Consider the following 21,803-nt stretch of genomic DNA (forward strand, 5'->3'; position numbering starts at 1 on the left):
ACTGATGCATTTATTAACGAGAAAAAGTTCAGAAACAGATTTAAAAATTATGGATTTCTATTTTCTACTGTATGTTTAGCTAATATTCTTTTAGATTCCTTTTTAACTAATGGATCTTTCCTCATATCCCAGATTACTGTTCTTGCTTTCTTCCCTGCTTCTTCAAGATCAACAATAGGTTGAGGATAATCTTTTCCGATCTCAATGTTAAGATCCTTCTGTTCAATGTAGCTTAATTTCCATGGTTCATGAATAAAGTTTTTGGGAACATCTTTTAACTCCGGAATCCATGATTTTATAAAATCACCATCAGGATCATGATCAATTGATTGTTTTACAGGATTATACATTCTGATAGTATTAATACCGGTAACCCCTGATTGCATTTGAAATTGCGGATAGTGTATTCCAGGTTCGAAATCTAAAAACATCCTACCTAAATGCATAGCCCCTCTTTTCCAAGGTTGCCATAAATGGTAAGATAAAAAAGAAACCAGCATAGCACGCATTCGGAAGTTAAGATAACCCGTTGAGTTCACACATCTCATACAAGCATCTATTAGAGGAAACCCAGTTTCGCCCTCCTTCCAGGAACTATATAAAATATCATTTTCATCCGTTCTAATTGAGTTGTATCCTCTATTAATATTTTCAAATTCATAGCGGTCTTCCATTTCAAATTTCTGTATGAAATGACAATGCCATCTTAATCGAGAAGCAAAATTATTTAAAGCACTTTTATTTCCATTCTCCTTGGCCTTCTTCATAGACTGGTATACCGATCTCATACTGACATTACCATATGCTAGATAAGGTGATAAACGGCTGCAAGAAGTTCTAGCAGCTGAAGGCTTACTAATATTTTTACTGTACTGAAAATGACGCTCTGAAAGAAACCCATTTAAATATCGTTTTGAATTTATGCTTCCACCTTTCTGAGTAACTCCAGCTTCTTTTTTAATTCCTAAATCCTTGGACGAATTAACTATTGGAACTTTTGATAAATCACTTATGTGAAATGGATTAATTTCAGCAATTTGATTCTTAATTAAACCGTTTTCCATGAAAGCATACCATGCTTTAGACCAATTATCTCGATTTCTTCTACCCCTCTGTACACCAAATTGAGGAAACTCTTTCCAAACAATATTATGTTGGTTACAAAATTTCTTCACTTCTACATCTCGGTGGAAAGTCAGTTCTATCCCAGTCTCTTCATGGGATAGTAGATATTTGATATGATATTTCTCACTAATCTCATTTAAAAAATCTGTAGGTTTTCCATGAATTTGAATTAAATGAATATCATAGGTTTTTAGCTGATCGCTTAATTCAGCTAAAGATTCGGAAATAAATTGCCAATGCCTATTACTGTAATCCTGAGCAAATAACAATTCTGGTTCCCATGCATAAAAAATTAAAGTAGGTAATTGCAGTTCAGCTGCTTTTTGAAGAGGAGCATGATCTTCTAAACGTAAATCTCTTTTAAGCCAGACAATGGAAATAGGTTGTTTCATTAAAAATACCGAGGATATAACTGAAAAACTTTAATGAATAAGCTTTGTTTTAACTTTTAAAACAAAAAAAACCGGAATAGCACATGATATGCTAAACCGGTTTTAACCGTAAATAAAACTAGATTTATTTTCTTAAAAAGTCTCTGAGTACATATTGAAGAATTCCTTTATTCTTATAGTATTCAACCTCAATTTGAGAATCCAATCTTGCTAAGACTTCAAATTTGATTTCAGTTCCATCAGATTTCATAGCTTTAGCAGATAACTTTTTAGATGGAGTTAGTCCTTCTGATATGCCAGTTATTGAAATTTTTTCAGAACCATCCAAACCTAAGCTCTCCGCTGATTCACCCTCGCTATACTGTAATGGTAAAACTCCCATTCCAACCAGATTACTTCTGTGAATTCTTTCATAGCTTTCAGCAATAACTGCTTTTACTCCCAATAAATAGGTTCCTTTAGCGGCCCAGTCTCTTGAGGAACCACTACCATATTCTTTCCCACCTAAAACAACGAGAGGGATATTATTCTCTTTATATTTTTGGGCTGCATCAAAGACTGTCATCTCCTCTCCTGTTGGGATATACTGAGTATAACCTCCTTCTTTTTCAGCTAACTGATTCTTGATTCTAACATTTGCAAATGTTCCTCGAGTCATAATTTCATCATTACCTCTTCTGGAACCATATGAGTTAAAATCCTTTCTCTCAACTCCTCTCCCTTTTAAATATTTACCCGCAGGGCTATCCTCTGCAAATGCACCAGCTGGAGATATGTGGTCTGTAGTAATCGAATCTCCTAGTTTCAATAATACCTGGGCCTCATTGATATCTTCAAAATCTTCTGCTTCCTCTGTTATATCTTTAAAAAATGGCGCCTCCTTTATATAGGTTGATGCATCATCCCATTCGTAATCTTTAGAATCTGGAGCTTTCATAGACTTCCATTGTTCATTTCCATCGAAAATCTCGCCATAGTTCTTTTTGTAAGAATCAGGAGAAAGAACCTTTCGCATCACTTCAAAGATCTCATCCTGACTAGGCCAGATATCTTTTAAATAAACGGGTTCCCCATTCACATCATAACTTAATGGATCATTGTTGAGATCAATATCAACTCTACCTGCTATAGCATATGCCACAACTAACATGGGTGACATCAAGAAATTCATTTTTACATCTGGATGAACCCTAGCTTCAAAGTTTCTATTTCCTGATAATACAGAAGATACCACCAAATCATTTTCTTTAACTGCCTTTGCAATATGAGGTGGAAGTGGTCCTGAATTCCCTATACATGAAGTACAACCGTACCCTACCACATGGAATTTTAATGCTTCCAAATCATCTAATAATCCTGCAGCTTCTAAATAATCGGTTACCACTTTTGAACCAGGGGCTAAACTTGTTTTAACCCATGGTTTTACATCTATCCCTCTTTCAATTGCTTTCTGTGCTACTAGGCCAGCTCCTAACATTACGCTTGGATTAGAAGTATTCGTACAACTAGTAATGGCAGCAATCACGATTGATCCGTCACTTAAGCTAAACTCATCATTATGGGTCTTAATTTTAACAGTTTTTAAACCATTTTCCTGTTCCGTTTCTATCGCTACATCATCAGCAACTGGTTGTTGAACTGGTTGTGATCCTCCTTCAGAATACCATCTGCTGACTGGTCTCTCGTACATTCCTAGGTAATCTCTACCATGCTCAGTCTTAAGAAGGTCTTTGAATTTATCTTCAAACTCTCTTACTAAAATTTTATCTTGAGGTCTCTTAGGCCCAGAAACTGTAGGTTCTACAGTACTTAAGTCTAGTTCTAATACTGTAGAATAATTGATTTTATCTTCATTTTCTCTCCATAGCATATTTGATTTAGTATATTTTTCCACCAAATCAATTTGGTCTTTGGAACGATTAGTCTTTTCCATATACGACAAAGTTTGATCATCTATTGGGAAATAGGTAACCGTACAGCCAAATTCAGGTGACATATTTGAGATTGTAGCCCTATCAGGAATGGTTAGCTTATCTAATCCGGGACCGAATACCTCCACAAACTTGCCTACTACTCCATGGCTTCTGAGTAAATGTGTAATGGTTAAAACTAAATCAGTTGCGGTAGTTCCTAATGGTAATTCACCAGTCAGTTTTAAACCAATCACTTCTGGCATGATGAAATAAATAGGCTGACCTAATATTGCCGCTTCTGCTTCAATTCCACCTACACCCCAGCCTACAACTCCGATTCCATTTACCATAGGGGTATGTGAATCTGTTCCTACTAAAGTATCAGGAAAAACGTACCCATCTCTAGCGATTGCCCCTTGTGCTAAATACTCTAAGTTAACTTGGTGGCAAATCCCCATACCTGGAGGCACAACAGAAAAATTGTTAAATGCCTTTTGAGCCCATTTTAAAAATTGATAGCGCTCACCATTTCTTTCATATTCTTTATCTACATTTTTAGCATAAGAATAATTGGTGCCAAAATAATCTACTTGAACTGAGTGATCTATTACTAAATCAACAGGAATGAGCGGATTTATCTTTTGTGGGTCTTTACCTTTTCTTACTGCCTCTGCTCTTAAAGAAGCTATATCAACTACTGCTGGTACTCCAGTAAAGTCTTGCATTAAAACCCTAGCTGGCTTATAAGGTATATCCTTATCAGAAGCTTCTGGTTTCCAGTTTAATAGGGTTTCTATATTTTCTTTAGTTATCGCAAAATCATCATAATTTCTTAAGGCATTTTCAAGAAGGATTCTTATTGAGAAAGGTAGTTTATCAATATCATAACCTTGATTTTGAAGTTCTTGTAAACTGTAATATTTAAGCTTACCCTTCTGACTATCAAGTTCTTTAACAATTTTAAATGGGTCTTTATGCATAGTGAAAAAGTTTTAGTTTAAAAGTTGATAATAAAAAAGGAGGTTATAACTCTTCATAACCTCCTTTATTAACCCATTTTATTACAAAATGTTACTCAAGACTTATAACCAGATCATCCTGTTCCACCATATCACCTGCTTTAAGATGAACAGATTTTACAACTCCGGCCATAGGGGCTGTAATGGAAGATTCCATTTTCATTGCCTCGATTACAAACAATGCCGTGTTCTCTGTCACCTCATCTCCAGGTTTAACTTTTATAGAAGCAAGCTTTCCTTGTAAAGGAGCCCCTACTTCATTTTCATTCGATACTTTCTGATTCGTAACCTTATCTACTTTTGCAGAATTATCTTTGATTTTCACTCTTCGGGTTTGACCGTTTAATTCAAAGGAAACTGTTCTTAATCCTTCATCATTAGGTTCAGAAATATAAAGAAGCTTTATGATAATTGTTTTACCCTCAGAAATTTCAACCAAAATTTCCTCACCATTTTTCATTCCATAGAAAAAGGCTAAAGTTGGAATGTAGCCTACTTCACCAAATTTTTGCTGATGCTTATAAAACTCTTCGTATACCTTTGGATAAAGTAAATAAGCTATTAAATCAAGTTCATCATCATGCCCATCAAATTTCTTTTTGAATTCTTCTAATTCATGGTCAAAATCAACAGGAGTTAAATGTTTATTTGGTCTGTCCGTGAAAGGCTTTTCACCTTTTAAAATTATTTTACTTAAATCTTGAGGAAAACCTCCAGCTGGCTGTCCTAATTCTCCTCTAAATAAATCCACTACTGAATCTGGGAATGATAAAGTATGTCCTTTTTCGAAAATGTCATTAGGAGTTAAATTATTAGCGGTCATATATAAAGCCATATCCCCCACTACTTTAGAAGATGGCGTTACTTTAACCAAGTCTCCAAACATTTTATTTACCAGCGCATAATTATGTTTGATAGTCTCAAATTTATCCCCTAATCCTAATGCCTCAGCCTGTGGACGCAAGTTAGAATATTGACCACCTGGAATTTCATTATCATAAATTTCAGCAGTACCAGCTTTTAATCCTGACTCAAATGGATAATAATATTCGCGGACATACTCCCAATATGTAGAATAATCATTTAATGATTTTATATTGATCTTTTGTTCTCTTTCATGCCCTTGCATATAACTAGCAACAGAATTAAAGTTAGGCTGCGAGGTTAAACCCGACATGCTACCTAAAGCAACATCCACCACATCCACCCCTGCTTCAATGGCTTGTAAATAAGTAGCGGATTGAACAGAAGAAGTATCATGTGTATGTAAATGAATAGGTAAATTAATTTCTGATTTTAAAGCTGAAATCAGCTCTTTTGCTGCATAAGGTTTAAGTAATCCTGCCATATCTTTAATTGCAATGATATGAGCCCCTTCATTTTCCAATTGCTTAGCAAAATCAACATAATATTCTAAAGTGTATTTGTCCTGATTTGGATCCAAAATATCCCCTGTATAACACACCGATGCTTCGGCAATTGAATTGGTCCTATCGCGAACGGTTTTAATACTCACTTTCATAGCCTCAAGCCAGTTCAGAGAGTCAAAAATTCTGAATACGTCAATTCCAGTTTCAGCAGATTTTTCAATAAACTTCTCAATCAAATTATCAGGATAAGCTTTATACCCTACAGCATTAGAACCTCTTAGTAACATTTGTAGAAGAATATTAGGCATAGCTCTTCTGAACTTAGCTAATCTCTCCCATGGGTTCTCATGTAAAAACCGCATACAAACGTCAAAGGTAGCTCCTCCCCAAACCTCCATAGAGAATATCTCAGGATTATTTTTTGCGTAGCCTTCTGCAACTTTCATCATATCAATACCTCTCATTCGAGTGGCAAGCAATGACTGATGCGCATCTCTGAAAGTAGTATCCGTATAATGGATTGCCTTTTCCTTTTTAAGCCATTCTGAAAATTTTTCAGGGCCTAATTCTGTCAATAAATTTTTAGTGCCCTTTGGAAAAGTCCCGTACTTATCATAATCAGGGATCACGGGATGCCTAAATTTCTTATTTTCATCCTTAAATTTCACATCAGGATGACCATTTACACTTACATCTGCTATAAAGCGTAAGGTCTTGGTTCCTCTATCGAATTTCTGAGTGATTTTAAATAAATCAGGATTCTCATCAATAAATTTCACATTACACTCACCATTATAAAATGTTGGATGAGAAATTACGTTTTCAAGGAACCCAATATTGGTTTTCACACCTCTAATTCTGAATTCTCGTAAAGCACGGTGAAGTCTTTGAGCTGCACCTCTTAAAGTTCGGCCATGAGAAGACACTTTCACTAACATGGAATCAAAGAAAGGTGAAATATTTACACCCGCATAAGAACTTCCTTCGTCAATTCTTATTCCAAAACCACCCGCATTTCTATACGCTATAATAGTACCATAATCAGGTTTAAATCCATTTTCAGGGTCTTCAGTGGTAATTCTACATTGAATGGCATAGCCATTACAATGCACATCAGATTGATCTTTTATATATATTCTTGGATCTTTTAAAGCATGTCCCTTGGCAATCAAAATCTGAGAACGGACAATATCAACTCCAGTAATTTCTTCTGTAATGGTATGCTCAACTTGAATTCTAGGATTTACTTCAATAAAAAATATATTTTCATCCTTATCAACTAGGAATTCAACCGTACCAACATTATTGTAGTTTACTTCTCTAGTTATGGCTAATGCATATTCATAAAGTTTATCTTTAGTTTCCTGAGATAAGTTAGCTGATGGTGCTACCTCCACAACCTTTTGAAATCGCCTTTGAACTGAGCAGTCACGTTCAAATAAATGGACAATATTTCCATAATTATCTCCCATTATCTGCACTTCTATGTGCTTTGGATGGTCAATGTATTTTTCTAAGAAAATGGTGTCATCACCAAAGGCATTTCCTGCTTCACTTTTGGAGTCAGTAAAAGCAGTTTTTAATTGTGATTCATTTTGAACGACTCTCATCCCTCTTCCACCACCTCCGGCAGCAGCTTTCACCATGATAGGATAACCAATTCTATTGGCTTCTTTAACAGCAGTTTCAGTATCTATTAATTCAATCTTACTATCCTCAATAATTGGAACATTTGCTTTTATGGCAATGTCTTTTGCACGAACCTTATCTCCTAGGGCATTCATCACTTCAGGTTCAGGGCCAACAAAAATAATCCCCTCTTCTCTACATCTTCTTGCTAACTTTACATTCTCTGATAAAAAGCCATAACCTGGATGAATTGCATCCACTCCTTTATTTTTAGCCAGACTTATAATTTCTTCTATATCAAGATAAGGTTTTAAAGGATCATCATCTTTACCAATTTGATAAGCCTCATCAGCTTTATAACGATGCAACGAATATCGGTCCTCATAAGTGTAAACTGCTACAGTACGGATCCTGAGCTCTGATGCGGCTCTTAAAACACGTATAGCAATTTCTCCTCTATTAGCTACAAGTAGTTTATTAATTTCAAAAAGTTTCGTTGTCATATTGATGTTTTATAATAAATTAGATCAGTTTTTTTAGGATGCTGAATTTAAAAAGCTAAGACGAGAAAGGGAAGAAAAAGCACCATTAATTAAGAAATAGGTACTTATTAATTTTTATTAAAGACAATAATTTAGAGCGAGAAATAATGTGGTTTGTATAAGTTCACTATTTTTGTTGAAAACTCTCCGCCCATAAATGAAATTAAAAGTCAGCAGAAAAATATCTAATTATTTACCACTACTATTCGGCATTATTTCAGGTTTCTCTGTATTCTATTTTCTATATTTTTTTAGAGCTTATGGAATTCAAACGGGAATCTCTTATTCGGGTCATTCGCATATTTTTAGGGCTATTTGTTTTGGTGTGTTAACTTTTCTCTACTTGACCCCTGCAGAATATTGGCTTAAACCAAAATTAAAGCTCAAAAAGACTCTTCATCATATTTTATGGTATTTAGGACTGGTGTTTTTAGGAGCCCAGCTAATTTTCATTCTATTTAACTTCTTTTGGAATTGGCAAGAATGGGACTGGGTTGGCTACTATCTTATTATGCTAGAATTTCCTTTAATGATGATCTTTCCACTCGTTCTCTATGGGTTAATTCGAATGGTTGTTTTTTCTACAAAAGAAACTGATAAATATTTAATCCTTCAATCAGAAAGTGGAAAGGACAAATTGAAAATTAGAAAGGAGGATTTTTTGTATGCTAACTCCTCTGAGAATTACATCAATATTCAATATTTAACCGGACAATCAAGCAAGCAACACCTCATCAGAAAACCACTAAAGAATTTAGAGAATGAATTAAGTAAATATTCAAGCATAAAAAGATGCCATAGAGGTTACTTAGTGAATAAAGAAAACATTAAAAATATTAAGCAAGATAGAGGTAAAATTCAGATTGAAATTGACTCTACTCTCCTTCCTGTTTCAAAAAAATATGAATCCGCATTTATCAATTAGAAATTTCATCACAAATACAAAGATTTCGTCCCAAAAGTAGGATAAGATTATTCAAATAGGCTTTTCTCCTTTCATATTTGAGAAAAAGAAAATCCTATGATTAAAAATAAAAATTTACTCATTCTGCTTTTTGTGGGATTCATTCTACTTTCCTGCAGTCAGAATAAAACAGAAAAAACACAATCAATCACTGACCCAAGAATCAAAGAAATTGATTCTGTAATTATAGCACGGAACAAGCAAGATTTATTTCAAGGGCAAATAGTTATTACAGAAAATGGAAATGTGATCTATGAAAACATTTTCGATAAAAGCTGTGGATGTTATTGATGACTAAGAGATGAAAAGAAATGATATTTCCATACCCAATATGATTTTGAAATTTCATGGCCAATCCGCATACTTAAAACCAGGAAACTTTGGTGGAGATTTGGACAATTACAAAAACTTTATGGATTCTTCCTTTGCAGTCATTAATCAGGCAAAAACTGAAAGCTTGATAATAGATTTAAAAAACAATCATTGTAGGTGAAGAAACAGCAGAATTTCCAAGTTTATATGTCTCACAATATCAATATAACCTACCTAAAACAGGGATAGCAGTAAAAGTATCGAAAGGCTATATCGTGAGGGTAAATGGCAGCAAAAAAGCTGAAGGAGTTATTCCAGATATACAGATTAAAGACTACTTATTAGACGAAGAAGATCAGATACTCGATTAATTATTAAATTTAATTGAAGGAAACTAACTTATTTTGTCCTAAATATTTAGTTTAGACAAATATAATTTATTTAATCTAAATGTATAGTTACCATTTATACAATTTTTGCTCGTAATTTTTATTAATGTTTACAATTTGAAATTTTAAGGTTTTGATGAAAGTATTCATTTTTTGATTTAATCATGAGCTTAAAACAATATTTATATTTAATAAACCTTAAACTGATTAATTCTTGACCTAACCTTAATGAATAGTTGAATTCAATTTATCTAATTTTTATTTAAAGACTCACTTTTACTTTTAATACTACACAGAATGAAAAAAAACATTTTAATTCTAGGACTTTTCCTACAATATTATCTTTTCAGCTCAAGCATATTTGCACAATGTCCGATAAGCACAGGAATAATTAATTTTGAAGAGACTGGCTGGCCTGGTAGCACTTTCACAAACTTTACTGGAAGTACTTCTTTCTCCAATTCAAGTGAGTGTTTAACTGTTGAATTACAGGGGTCTGGCCCATTAAGATATAGGGTAACTGGGGCCTCGCCAAATGTTTTTCTTGATTTGGGATCAGCTGGCGGCACCTACTCTTCACACATTATAAAATCTTCAAACGGCTCTGAATTTAAATTAAACTCCGTCTCATTACGTGTAGTCAACGCAGCAGAAGATGGCATCACAACAACATTTACAGCAAAAAAAAATGGTGCTACCGTTGGAAGTACTACTTCCTCAGTAGCCCGTGCTAGTACTTCAGTTGTAAACTTAAGCGCAGTTTCTGGATTTAGTGACTTCGATGAGCTCACTATTTCTGGCCCAACTTTAGGTATAAGAATTTTTGAAATGGAATTTGGCGCAGCTGCCTCTAATAATGCTCCTACCGCTTCAAGCTTCACAGCTTCAAACGGCCCTTACGAAGACTTAACTTACACTTTCTCCACTTCAGACTTTGGCTATTCTGATGGAGATGGTGATCCTTTGAATAATATTTTAATTGAATCAGTACCAAGTGCAGGAACACTTTATGTCGATGCCGATAATGATAACAATCTTGATGGTGGTGAAGCTTTATTTAGTGGAAATTCGGTCTCAAAGGCAGATTTAGATGCTGGCAATTTACAGTACATCCAAAACGGATCTACAAACACTTCTTTTCAGTTTGAAGTAAATGACGGAACAGAGAATAGTACAGGTAACTATATAGCTTCTTTAAATGTGATACCAGTTCCTACAGTCACATTGGGTCTGTCACCAACTTCCAGAAGTGAATCCGTTTCAACAAACAATACGATAACGGCTACCCTTTCCAATGCATATGGAAATCCAGTGCAAGTCAATCTCTCGCTTTCGGGAACTGCAATAGGATTTGGAGTTGATTACAGTATTTCATCTACTACCATAACAGTAGGTACTGGGAATACTACTAATTCTGTACTCTTAACTAATGTAAATGATGCTTTATATGAGGGAAATGAAACGGTAGTAATAGATATTTCAGGTGTCACCAATGGTAGTGAAAATGGTACTCAACAAGTTACCTATACTATAACGGATGATGACCCTCAGCCTAATGCAACTTTAGAGGTATTGTCAATTTATAATCCTATAACTGATGAAAGTGGAGGTCAAGCCTATGTTAGAGGAAAGATAGATGCAGTGGCTGGTACTACAGTAAGCATTCCTTTGAGTTTTTCTGGTACAGCAACTGGTGGTGGGACAGATTATTCTCTTACCGGAACAACAATTACATTAACTGCAGGAGAAACCATGGACAGTGTGCGCTTAACATCACTTTTTGATGGAATTGAAGAAGGGGATGAAACGGTCATTATTGATATGGGAACACCTACTAATGCAGTAGAAAGTGGTACACAACAAGTAACGCTAACCATTGAAGATGAAGATGCCGCTCCACCTTCTGGGTATTCCGCGTCTATTGATCAAAGTCCTATCAATGCTAGCAATGAAAGCTCCGCAAGTTTTACTTTTGCAGGAGCAGAAGTTGGTACAACCTATAATTATACCTTTAGCAGCTCTGGAGGAGGCACTAATGTCACCGGATCAGGAACTATAACTACCGCTACGGATCAGATTTCTGGTATTGATTTAAGTGGTTTAGGAGATGGTACCATTACACTTTCTGTTACCTTAACGGATAATTTTAGCAATACAGGGTCCGCTGCTTCAGATACAGAAACCAAAGATACTTCTCCTCCTTCTGGGTATTCAATTTCCATTGATCAAGCAGGCATTAATCTGAACAATGAAGGCTCCGCAAGTTTTACTTTTGCAGGAGCAGAAGTTGGAGCAACCTATAATTATACATTTAGCAGCTCTGGAGGAGGCACTAACGTTACGGGATCGGGAACTATCACTACCGCAACGGATCAAATTTCTGGTATTGATTTAAGTGGTTTAGGAGATGGTACCATCACACTTTCAGTCACGCTTTCAGATGGTGCGGGCAACACAGGCAGTGCGGCCACAGATACAGAAACGAAAGACACTAGTGTTCCAAGTGGGTATTCCGTTGCGATTGATCAAAGCCCAATTAATGTTAGTAATGAAGGCTCAGTCAGCTTTACTTTTGCTGGTGCCGAAGTCGGAACTACCTATAACTATACTTTCAGCAGTTCAGGAGGAGGCACTAACGTTACTGGTTCTGGTACAATTACTACAGCAACGGATCAAATTACAGGTATTGATATCAGTGGTCTTGGTGATGGCACTATTACACTTTCAGCTACACTCACTGACGGAGGTGGAAATACTGGTACAGCTGCCACTGACACCGAAACCAAAGATGCAGCAGCTCCAACCGGATACTCGGTAAGTGTTGATCAGGGATTTGTTAACATCGCAAATGAAACGGCCATAAGCTTCACCTTTGCAAGTGCAGAGGTGGGTTCAACATATGAATACACTTTCAGTAGTTCGGGTGGCGGTACTAATGTCACTGGGACAGGCACAATCACTACAGCTATAGATCAAATCACAGGAATTGATTTAAGTGGATTGGGTGATGGTACCATTACCCTTTCAGTTACACTTACTGATACTAATTCAAATACTGGTTCAGCAGCCACAGATACTAAAACAAAAGATACTAGTGCTCCAAATGGTTACACTGCAACTATTGATCAAAGCCCAATTAACTTAGGAAATGAATCGGCAGTCAGTTTTACTTTTGCTGGTGCTGAAGTAGGGGCTATCTACAATTATACATTTAGCAGTTCCGGTGGTGGAACTAATGTTACCGGTTCAGGAACCATCATAACTGCTGGCGATCAAATTACAGGTGTTGATCTAAGTGGTCTGGGAGATGGTACTATTACACTTTCTGCCACGCTTACCGATGCTGTAAATAATTCAGGAACTGCTGCTACTGATACGGAAGTAAAAGAAACAGTCCCTCCTTCGGGGTATTCTGTAACGATTGATCAGAGTCCAATCAACAAAGGAAATGAAACTGCTACAAGCTTCACATTTGCAGGAGCAGAAGTTGGTACAACCTATAATTATACATTTAGCAGCTCTGGAGGTGGTACTAATGTCACTGGATCGGGAACTATAACTACCGCAACGGATCAGATCTCAGGTATCGATTTAAGTGGCCTTGGTGACGGAACGATTACACTTTCAGTTACACTGACAGATACTAACGGAAATGTTGGGTCAGCCGCGACAGACACAGAGACAAAAGATACTGGAGCTCCTGCTGGATATAGTGTGGTTTTTGACCAATCTGCGGCTAATAATGGAAATGAAACAGCTATTAGCTTCACCTTTGCATCCGCTGAAGTGGGGGCAACATATAATTACAGCATTAGCAGTAATGGTGGTGGAACAGCTGTAACCAGTAACGGAACAATAAGCACAGCTTCCGACCAAATATCAGGAATTGATGTTAGCGGCCTAAGCGATGGGACGCTCACCCTATCGGTTACACTGACAGATGCAGCTGGTAATACAGGAACAGCAGCCACAGACAATGTTGAAAAAGACGTTGTGATTCCTTCCGGCTATTCCGTTTCCATGGATCTTTTAGGGGAATCCTTCATTAATGTAATCAATGAAAGCATCATTAAATTTTCCGGCTCAGGATTGGAAGCAGGAACAACCTTAAATTATACTTTTAGCAGTGACGGAGGTGGCACGCCAGTTACGGGTATGGAAACTGTCACTTCATCATCTGAGACGTTTGACAATGGTGGTGTTGGTTATGACCTAAGCGGTTTGACAGATGGCACGGTTACACTTACGATTAGCCTCACCGATGATGCAGGAAATACGGGATCTGATGCTACGGATACAGCTAATAAAGATGCAGGGCCCCCAACAGGTTATACTGTTTCTTGGGATGATGCCCTAATCAATACAACTGAAGCTTCTACTGCAAGTTTTACTGTTTCCAATGCCGAAATTGGAACTACTATAAATAATTCAGTGAGTAGCTCAGGCGATGGGAATACCGCAACAGTTTCTAATCCTATTACGGTTACAAGTACTACGCAGGTAGTTACCATAGACGTCAGTTCATTAGATGATGGAGTGCTCACGGTTGAAGTGTCTTTAACAGATGCAGGAGGTAATACTGGAGGAACAGTAAGCGATAATTCTACTACACTTGACCAAACAGCTCCTTCAGGCTATTCCGTTGCAATAGACCAGGCGGATATCAGTGCTGACAACCAAACAGAGGCAAGTTTCACATTTGCTGGGGCAGAAGTGGGAGCAACTTACAATTATACGCTAAGTAGTAGCGCAGGTGGAACCGATGTTACTGGGTCTGGAACAATAGCTACGGCAACGGATCAAATTACTGGAGTTGATGTAAGCGGTCTAGCAGATGGGACCATAACATTATCTGTAGACTTAACTGATCCTGCAGGAAATGAAGGATCAGCAGCTACCGATAATGTGTCAAAAGATGCCACTGCACCCAATTTCATTTCCGTGGAAGATGATGGAGGAGATAATTCCTACAAATCAGGAGAAAGCCTTACCATCGTTGCTGACTTGGGCGAAACGGGATTAACGGTTACAGCAGATTTGTCAGTAATCAATTCCGGCTTGAGTGCAACGGCTGCCATGACAGACTCTGCCGATGGCACTTATAGCATTACGGTAGCTGATGTAGATAATGGAGGTAATATGATAGAGGGAGCCGCTATTGCAGTGCCATTGGTAGCTACTGATGGGGCTGGGAATCAACAGGCGGATAATAGTCTAACCTTAAACCTTGATAAAACAGCACCTGCTGGTTACACCGTGAGTGTTGACCAATCCATTATAAATGCTGCTAATCAAGCAGCCATGAGCTTCACCTTTGCATCCGCTGAAGTGGGGGCAACTTATAATTACAGCATCAGCAGTAATGGTGGTGGAACAGCTGTAACCGGTAGCGGAACAATAAGTACAGCTTCTGACCAAATATCTGGACTTGATGTTAGCGGCCTAGGCGATGGGACGCTAACCCTATCGGTCTCACTGACAGATGCAGCTGGTAATACAGGAGCTACTGCTACCGACAATGTGACCAAAATAGCCACATCCATAGCTTTCAATTCTACAGCTAGTAATGGTGATGAATCGGTGGAAAATGCAAGTATTCAGGTAGATCTATCCATTAATAGTGCATTTGATGTTAGTGTTGATTATGAGGTATCAGGTACTGCTAATGGTGCTGGGAATGATTATACTTTAGCTAATGGAACATTAATCATTCCTTCAGGAAACCAAAGTGGGGCTATTGACCTAACTGGCATAGTAGATGATGAATTGATCGAAGGAGATGAAACCATTATACTCACACTTTCAAATCCAACTAATGCTTCATTGGGCTCTACCACGGAATTCACTTATACTATTAATGATAATGATAAAGCAGAAATTAGTGTGGTAGCAGCTAGTCAAGCTGAAGAGGATGATGTAAATGGATCATATACCATTTCCACATCGAAGGAATTTGCTAATGATGTGACCTTAACATTTACAATAAGCGGAACAGCTTCTGAAGGTACCGACATAGAGTCCCTTGGAACTTCAGTTATTTTCCCTGCATCAACTAATTCTATAAACATTCCTGTAGTGGTTCTAGCCGATAAGGAAGTAGAAGAGGATGAAACGGTTATATTAACCTTAGAGAGCACGGATAATACTGCTATTTTGATAGGAACTGAGAATTCAGCTATCATTACCATTATTGACAATGATGAGAAGCTTCTTCAAACCATTACCTTCAATCCTATTACAGATAAAAAATTAAGTGATAAGGAGGTGATTTTAGAAGCCACAGGTGGTGATTCTGGTGAGCCCATTACTTATACTATTTCAACAGATCCAGTGAATGGTGTAGCCACTTTATCGAATGGAGTAATTTTGCTAGAAGGTGTTGGGACCGTAACAGTTACTGCAAGCCAAGCAGGTAATGATTCCTACCTAGCAGCTGAAGATGTCAGTCAAAGTTTCACTATTCTTTCAGATGAATTATTGCTACCGACCCTCTTTACACCTAATAATGATAGGATAAATGATGTGCTACTCATCCGAGGGGGCGCAGCAGTTCAATCTATTAACCTTAGAATCTATGACCGAACAGGTAATCTTGTTTTTGAATCCGATAGTTTTCAGGAATTAACAGAAATCGGTTGGGATGGAAAGAAAAACGGAGTCAATCAGCCTGCAGGCACCTATGTATGGGTAATCTCAGGTACGATGACAAATGGTGAACCGATAAGGGTTAATGGAGCAAGTAGAGGAACAATATTCATCGCAAGATAAAAACTGAAAAACATTCAAAATAGATGAAAAATTTTATTCAATATATAGCAGTAATAACCTTGATTGCAGGTCTAAGCAATGTTTCAGTGGCTCAGGAAGGTAATTTCTCCATGTATAGATACACTCCTTTTTATGCCAATCCAGGACAGATATCGACTACAGATCAGCTGAATTTCATGCTCAATAGCCGGATTCAACCGCTTAATACAGGTGAGAATTTAACCACTACTATTGTTTCGGGATACATGCCCATTCATTTTTCGAATAATCATAAATTGGTAGTAGGTGCAAATGTCAGTTCAGAGCAAACGGCAAGCTTACTAAACTCTAATGGTGGAATGCTAGCTTTGTCCTATTCTGTTCCTTTAAACGAAAGGTCTGAATTAAGTTTAGGAGTGCAAGGTGGCCTATTTCAAAATAAAATTGGAGGCGACTTTGTCACTGACGGGCAAATCGAAGGCGGGGTTTTAGATCCTGGGGCAGGTCAGCTTGATCCGGTTTTAAATCAACAACATGCCTACCCGACCTTAAGTAGTGGAATCTACTATAGATTAAAAGATGCTGATTATCAAGACAGAGCTTTTGTTGGAGTTTCATTATTTAATATGATAGAACCTAATATCTCCTTTGTTGAAAATGGAGATGCAGCTAAACTTCCGATGAGTATAAAAACTATAGCAGGATATAAAGTGTATGATAATGCTACGCTGTCAGTATCCCCTACTATAAGGTGGATCAACCAAGCTCAAAATAATGCATTTGATTTGGGGACTGATGTTGGCTATAGGCTATCTGGAGATGCAGAAGATTTTAAAAAGTTGATTTTAAGTCTATGGTATAATTCCAATTCAATTGGTGTGATGAGTCTAGCTTATGAGCAAAAAAGAATAGCCGTTGGAGTTAGCTACGATATCCCAGTTGGAACAGGATTTAACCTGGCACAGAATGGTATTTTTGAATTTGCTATTTCGTATAAATTAAAAAATAGGAAGCAGGTAAAAGAAACGCCAAGCGTAATACAACAAAAAGAAACAGAGGTTCAACAAGAAGAGCCTGAGATTGAAATAGAACAACCAGAAAAGGAAAAGGTTGAAGTAAATGAAGAAGAACCTCAAAAAAAAGAGCAGGTTAAGGAAAAAATAGTAATAGAGGAACAATTTAAAAAAGAACCGAAAATTGAAGAGCAAGCAGCTGAAGTCACTGTTCAGCCACTTACTGAAAAAGAAAAAGAAACGCTAGCCAAGACGGTTCGATTCAAATTAAATTCAGATGATTTAAACGAGGATTCAAAAGAGTTTATAGACCAAGTAATTGATATTCTATCTAAGAAAGAAAATTATAATATTACTTTAATTGGGCATACTTGTAATTTAGGTGAAAGCTCTTTTAATGGTGAATTAGGTATGGATAGAGCAAAGATCGTAAGGGATTATATGGTGGCTAATGGCATAAATGAAGCTAGAATCAGTACCAATTCCAAAGGTGAAACTGATCCAATTGCAACAAATGAAAACAAGATGGGTAGAGAGAAAAATAGAAGAGTAGAGTTTAAAGTTACATATCAATAACTGGTTAAACATAAATAACATTTCCTATTTCATTATTAGGCTAAAAGCAATGAAAAAAACTTTAAAATCATCACTTATACTATTTAACCTTATGCTATTGCTAACATTAGGTTGCAGTAATAAGAAGGAGAAAATTGAAAAAGATTATGTATTAGTTGTAGATGATGATGGCATAATGGTAGAAAAGTTTGACACTACTAATATTGATGAGAATAAGTTTAACCTCAACAATGAGGTATTTAAAGTAGGAACTAGCTTTAAATATGATTTTGAGCACAGAACAACTTCAGGTGAAATAAAATATTTCAAAATCAATCCTGATCATAAAGGGTGGGATTTTGTAGATGCTGATGATACAGACTCATTAATCGTGAAATCAGTAGTTATACAAGTGATGAATGGTAATCCAATAGCTCAATTTATTCCTGATTATAACCAAACTGCTATTGCATACATATTAATCGAGGGTGTCCCCTTTTCAATGTCAGGAGCAATTGAAAATGAAGCGAATATTTGGATTCACCCTCCAAGAGAACACTATTTTAAAATCCTAGAATTAAACCCTTTCCCTTATATCAAAGCTCCTTATAAAATAGGCACCAAATGGAACTGGAATTTAATAATAGGCAGTAGCTATGCAGATAGGCGATGGAAAACGTGGGAAAATACAATAGAAAACAACTATCAATACGAAATAACTAATAAGATTTTACTTGAAACAGCACTTGGGAATTTACAATGCTATGTAATTGAATCTGAAGCGGAAAGTAGAATTGGAAAAACAGCTCTGACTGCCTACTTTCATCCAAAGTACGGTTTTGTAAAATTAGATTATACAAATATTGATGGAAGCAAAACAATGCTTGAATTAATTAAAACAAACTAATTTAATCTTATAATTATGAAAAATATCAATATTATTATATTGATATTTTTCTTTTATATTCTGTTCTTTCTTTAAATGGTCAGGTTTTAACAGAAAAAATAGGGTTTAAATCTTACAAGATAGAAACTCCCGGTGATACAATTAAGTTTTTCATCTACAACCCAAATAATCTTAACAAGACAATTTTATTCATGTAAGTGGTTTTTGGCCAGCTCCTCTATGGATTGAAACAAGCCCATGTTGTGTAAGTAGTAATTCTTTTACCGACAATTTAATTACTGAAGATTATGCTTATGTGGTTATATCAAAATACGGCTTTCCTTTTAGTGATAAAGAGAACTTTGATATGCCTACTTATTATTGGCAGAAAAAGACCTTGGGTTTTAGAGTAAACCGAACAAATGAAGTCAGAAAACATATTCAGAAAAACATAATTAAACCTAGAAAAATTGTTGTAGATGGTACTTAACAAGGTACTAATGCAGCAGCAAAACTTGCTACAATTAATAAGGATATAACCCACTTAGGTTTCTGGGCGGGGCGGCTTACTCCAATTATTGGAATTCATACATTTTGCGCGGAAGGAAGCAATAGCTAGTAAAATAACAGAGGAAGCAGCAACACTTAAAATTGATTCTTTATTCCTTCAATTTGATCAAATGCTTGAAAATGGAGAATATCATTTCAAAAATAACACGCTCTTTTATATGGATTTAGAAGGAGGAAATTTAGTAAAAAGGAGAGCACTTTTAACAATGACAAATGAGATGCTAACTTTTAAAGAAATAGGTAAAGCATTCGAAAGACAAGCGCAAATAAATTAAATTTTTCCAAAGATTCCCTTTCTATTTCCCTGATTATTAACGGGAAAGGGGGTGACGCAAATCTGATCTTCATAAAATTACTAGATAAATTCTAAAGCAGAAAAATTCTTTTATTATATTTTCCTTTAATATTTGATATTATTTCAGGTTTCTCTGTATTCTATTTTCTATATTTTTTTAGAGCTTATGGTATTCAAACGGGAATCTCTTATTCGGGTCATTCGCATATTTTTAGGGCTATTTGTTTTGGTGTGTTAACTTTTCTCTACTTGACCCCTGCAGAATATTGGCTTAAACCAAAATTAAAGCTCAAAAAGACTCTTCATCATATTTTATGGTATTTAGGACTGGTGTTTTTAGGAGCCCAGCTAATTTTCATTCTATTTAACTTCTTTTGGAATTGGCAAGAATGGGACTGGGTTGGCTACTATCTTATTATGCTAGAATTTCCTTTAATGATGATCTTTCCACTCGTTCTCTATGGGTTAATTCGAATGGTTGTTTTTTCTACAAAAGAAACTGATAAATATTTAATCCTTCAATCAGAAAGTGGAAAGGACAAATTGAAAATTAGAAAGGAGGATTTTTTGTATGCTAACTCCTCTGAGAATTACATCAATATTCAATATTTAACCGGACAATCAAGCAAGCAACACCTCATCAGAAAACCACTAAAGAATTTAGAGAATGAATTAAGTAAATATTCAAGCATAAAAAGATGCCATAGAGGTTACTTAGTGAATAAAGAAAACATTAAAAATATTAAGCAAGATAGAGGTAAAATTCAGATTGAAATTGACTCTACTCTCCTTCCTGTTTCAAAAAAATATGAATCTGCATTTATCAATTAGAAATTTCATCACAAATACAAAGATTTCGTCCCAAAAGTAGGATAAGATTATTCAAATAGGCTTTTCTCCTTTCATATTTGAGAAAAAAAAACCCTATGATTAAAAATAAAAATTTACTCATTCTGCTTTTTGTGGGATTCATTCTACTTTCCTGCAGTCAGAATAAAACAGAAAAAACACAATCAATCACTGACCCAAGAATCAAAGAAATTGATTCTGTAATTATAGCACGGAACAAGCAAGATTTATTTCAAGGGCAAATAGTTATTACAGAAAATGGAAATGTGATCTATGAAAACAATATTGGTTTAGCTGATCGAAGCTGGAATATTCCGGTTGATGGAACAGCTAAATACGACATTGCCTCTATTAATAAATCAATGATCTCAGCTTTAATTATGAAAGCGGTTGAGCAGGAGAAATTAAGCCTTAATGATAAATTAATAGACTTATTAAAAGATTATAAATATGAGGGTTCCTTTCATCCAGATATAAGCCTGCATCATATGATGAGCCATAATGCTGGTTTACCAGATTACGATGGAGTATCTGAAGAACTAAGAATGAATGGTTTTTTAAAATTAAAAAGATCAAGATTCACTAATACAGAATACGTTGATTTCATTAGTAAATTAAAACCAATTGCTAATCCTGGCAAACAATTCTATTACAGTAATTTTGCTTATCACTTATTAGCTATAATTATAGAGGATACTTATGGTCAAGCATTTGCTGATGTCCTATATGAAAACTTGACGAAACCATTGGGCTTAAAAAATACAGTTGCAACAAGTAGAAATGAGAAGATTATAAAAAAACTAGCGGATGCCTATCAATTCAATGAGGCAACTAATCAATGGGAAGAAACTCCATTTATAGACCTCAGCTTAGGGAGAAGAATATTTTCTACAGCTTCAGACTTAAACCGATGGGCTTTATCTATGAGCAATCCGGGTTATTTATCAGAATCTTCCTTAAAAATAATTAAAACCAATCATCTAAAAGACATTAGCAATTCTGTCAGCTATGGTTACGGCTGGGTAACAGTAAATAAAGAAAATAAAAGTCAATTCGGTGATTTGGGAATTGAAAAGCCTTACATCATTCACGGAGGTAGTACGGATGGCTATAGATCTTTATTAATAAGTATTAATGAAGGTGAATTCGTCATTAGTTTTTTAAGCAATGTAGGCAATAGAACTGATGAATTAAATCTAGGAAAAATTATCACACACATTTTAATAAAATAAT

Annotated in this window: 12 protein-coding genes; 9 read left to right on the forward strand and 3 right to left on the reverse strand. The window is 35.9% G+C overall.

Features of this window, described 5'->3' with window-relative positions; all coding sequences use genetic code 11:
* Window positions 1–47: 47 nt before the first annotated feature.
* The 3 genes from QYS47_RS12840 to QYS47_RS12850 all read right to left on the reverse strand — a co-directional run bounded on the left by QYS47_RS12840 (window position 48) and on the right by QYS47_RS12850 (window position 7,951).
* Window positions 48–1,517 (reverse strand): cryptochrome/deoxyribodipyrimidine photo-lyase family protein, encoded by a 1,470-nt coding sequence (locus tag QYS47_RS12840; protein ID WP_322346595.1) that lies wholly within the window; start codon window positions 1,515–1,517, stop codon window positions 48–50.
* Window positions 1,518–1,641: 124 nt separating this feature from the next.
* A complete protein-coding gene (acnA, locus tag QYS47_RS12845) occupies window positions 1,642–4,410 on the reverse strand; it encodes an aconitate hydratase AcnA (protein WP_322346597.1) in 2,769 nt (922 codons plus the stop codon).
* 91 nt (window positions 4,411–4,501) lie between these two features.
* Complete coding sequence (locus tag QYS47_RS12850) at window positions 4,502–7,951, reverse strand: pyruvate carboxylase (RefSeq protein ID WP_322346598.1); 3,450 nt, start codon at window positions 7,949–7,951, stop codon at window positions 4,502–4,504.
* A gap of 196 nt (window positions 7,952–8,147) precedes the next feature.
* Between QYS47_RS12850 and QYS47_RS12855 the strand changes: the two genes are divergently transcribed.
* From QYS47_RS12855 to QYS47_RS12895, 9 genes are all read left to right on the forward strand, one after another.
* A complete protein-coding gene (locus QYS47_RS12855) occupies window positions 8,148–8,915 on the forward strand; it encodes a LytTR family DNA-binding domain-containing protein (RefSeq protein WP_322346601.1) in 768 nt (255 codons plus the stop codon).
* A 96-nt stretch (window positions 8,916–9,011) separates the two neighbouring features.
* Window positions 9,012–9,245: a hypothetical protein gene (locus QYS47_RS12860; protein ID WP_302124259.1), complete on the forward strand. Its 234-nt coding sequence runs from the start codon at window positions 9,012–9,014 to the stop codon at window positions 9,243–9,245.
* Window positions 9,246–9,952: 707 nt separating this feature from the next.
* Complete coding sequence (locus QYS47_RS12865) at window positions 9,953–16,423, forward strand: Calx-beta domain-containing protein (protein ID WP_322346602.1); 6,471 nt, start codon at window positions 9,953–9,955, stop codon at window positions 16,421–16,423.
* 23 nt (window positions 16,424–16,446) lie between these two features.
* A complete protein-coding gene (locus tag QYS47_RS12870) occupies window positions 16,447–17,991 on the forward strand; it encodes a PorP/SprF family type IX secretion system membrane protein (protein ID WP_322346604.1) in 1,545 nt (514 codons plus the stop codon).
* A gap of 49 nt (window positions 17,992–18,040) precedes the next feature.
* Window positions 18,041–18,877, forward strand: a complete 837-nt coding sequence (locus tag QYS47_RS12875) for a hypothetical protein (protein ID WP_322346605.1) — start codon at window positions 18,041–18,043, stop codon at window positions 18,875–18,877.
* A 295-nt stretch (window positions 18,878–19,172) separates the two neighbouring features.
* The gene (locus QYS47_RS12880; protein WP_302124244.1) at window positions 19,173–19,346 is read left to right on the forward strand and encodes a hypothetical protein; all 174 of its coding nucleotides are present in this window, start codon (window positions 19,173–19,175) and stop codon (window positions 19,344–19,346) included.
* Window positions 19,347–19,434: 88 nt separating this feature from the next.
* Window positions 19,435–19,701 (forward strand): hypothetical protein, encoded by a 267-nt coding sequence (locus QYS47_RS12885; RefSeq protein ID WP_302124242.1) that lies wholly within the window; start codon window positions 19,435–19,437, stop codon window positions 19,699–19,701.
* Window positions 19,702–19,970: 269 nt separating this feature from the next.
* Window positions 19,971–20,552 carry a LytTR family DNA-binding domain-containing protein gene (locus QYS47_RS12890; protein ID WP_322346607.1) on the forward strand — a complete coding sequence of 194 codons (582 nt, stop codon included), beginning with the start codon at window positions 19,971–19,973 and terminating at the stop codon, window positions 20,550–20,552.
* Window positions 20,553–20,647: 95 nt separating this feature from the next.
* On the forward strand, window positions 20,648–21,802 hold the full coding sequence (locus QYS47_RS12895) for a serine hydrolase domain-containing protein (RefSeq protein ID WP_302124237.1): 1,155 nt from the start codon (window positions 20,648–20,650) through the stop codon (window positions 21,800–21,802).
* Window position 21,803 lies beyond the last annotated feature (1 nt).

Origin of the sequence: Marivirga arenosa, from assembly GCF_030503875.2 — a bacterium.
GTDB lineage: Bacteria > Bacteroidota > Bacteroidia > Cytophagales > Cyclobacteriaceae > Marivirga > Marivirga arenosa.

What these genes read in the sequence shown, in the direction of transcription:
- QYS47_RS12855 (WP_322346601.1), top strand. Translation starts at nt 8,148, where the DNA reads ATGAAATTAAAAGTCAGCAGAAAAATATCTAATTATTTACCACTACTA.
- QYS47_RS12865 (WP_322346602.1), top strand. Translation starts at nt 9,953, where the DNA reads ATGAAAAAAAACATTTTAATTCTAGGACTTTTCCTACAATATTATCTT.
- QYS47_RS12840 (WP_322346595.1), bottom strand. Translation starts at nt 1,517, where the DNA reads ATGAAACAACCTATTTCCATTGTCTGGCTTAAAAGAGATTTACGTTTA.
- acnA (WP_322346597.1), bottom strand. Translation starts at nt 4,410, where the DNA reads ATGCATAAAGACCCATTTAAAATTGTTAAAGAACTTGATAGTCAGAAG.
- QYS47_RS12895 (WP_302124237.1), top strand. Translation starts at nt 20,648, where the DNA reads ATGATTAAAAATAAAAATTTACTCATTCTGCTTTTTGTGGGATTCATT.
- QYS47_RS12870 (WP_322346604.1), top strand. Translation starts at nt 16,447, where the DNA reads ATGAAAAATTTTATTCAATATATAGCAGTAATAACCTTGATTGCAGGT.
- QYS47_RS12875 (WP_322346605.1), top strand. Translation starts at nt 18,041, where the DNA reads ATGAAAAAAACTTTAAAATCATCACTTATACTATTTAACCTTATGCTA.
- QYS47_RS12850 (WP_322346598.1), bottom strand. Translation starts at nt 7,951, where the DNA reads ATGACAACGAAACTTTTTGAAATTAATAAACTACTTGTAGCTAATAGA.
- QYS47_RS12860 (WP_302124259.1), top strand. Translation starts at nt 9,012, where the DNA reads ATGATTAAAAATAAAAATTTACTCATTCTGCTTTTTGTGGGATTCATT.